Source organism: Paraburkholderia piptadeniae, from assembly GCF_900007165.1.
Lineage (GTDB): Bacteria > Pseudomonadota > Gammaproteobacteria > Burkholderiales > Burkholderiaceae > Paraburkholderia > Paraburkholderia piptadeniae.
This window is the reverse complement of sequence record NZ_CYGY02000143.1, coordinates 1-904: the sequence shown is the minus strand read 5'-3', so window position 1 is coordinate 904 and position 904 is coordinate 1. Positions and strand designations below refer to the sequence as shown.

Annotated in this window: 1 protein-coding gene; it reads left to right on the top strand. The window is 59.7% G+C overall.

Going from position 1 to position 904, the window contains the following annotated elements:
* Positions 1 to 85: 85 nt before the first annotated feature.
* A protein-coding gene (locus BN2476_RS42880; RefSeq protein WP_087740187.1) for an IS5 family transposase occupies positions 86 to 897 on the top strand; the annotation gives its coding sequence in 2 pieces (ribosomal slippage) (positions 86 to 434 and positions 434 to 897; 813 coding nt in all).
* Positions 898 to 904 lie beyond the last annotated feature (7 nt).

The following is a 904-nucleotide window of genomic DNA, read 5'->3' as shown; positions in this document are numbered from 1 at the left end:
AGAACCTTTAACAAAATGAACAAGGGGGCTGTTTACTCTCGATGAATCCTGTTAACCTTTTCATTGTTTCGACGACGAAAAGGACATGGCTAAACCCATACTCGACGACGAACTTTGGGCACTCATCGAACCGTTGCTGCCCCCTCCCAAACCAAGACGAAGCCGTTATCCAGGGCGCAAGCCGCTCGATGATCGTGCGCTGCTCACGGGCATCCTGTTCATCCTGCAGACAGGCCTGCGCTGGGACCTGCTGCCGCGCGAGATGGGCTGCGGCAGCGGCATGAGTTGCTGGCGCCGGCTGCGGGACTGGCAGGCTGCCGGCGTCTGGGACCGACTGCATGAAGTCCTGCTCGCAAAGCTGCGCGCGGCTGACCAGATTGACTGGTCCCGTGTCGTTGTCGATTCCTCCTCGATCCGCGCAGTGGGTGCGGGTCAAAAACGGGACCGAATCCCACCGACCGCGCGCGACCAGGTTCAAAGCACCACCTCATTACCGAAGCGCAGGGCATCCCGCTCGCGGTAATTCTCACAGGCGCCAACCGCCACGATGTCACCCAGCTTCACGCGCTGGTTGACGCCATCCCGCCAATCGCTGGCAAGCAAGGCCGGCCACTTTCGAAGCCCCGCATCGTTCAGGGCGACCGGGGCTACGATCACGACAAATACCGCCGTCCGCTACACGCTGCCGGCATCACCACTGAAATCGCCCGACGCGGCGAGCCTCACGGCAGCGGATTGGGCAAAACACGCTGGGTTGTCGAGCGCACCATCTCATGGCTTCACAACTTTCGACGACTGCGCATCCGCTTCGAACGCCTTGGATTCATCCACGAAGCCTTCATGAAAATCGCCTGCTGCGTCATCTGCTGGCGAAAACTGAAGAACTCATTTTGTTAACGCCTGT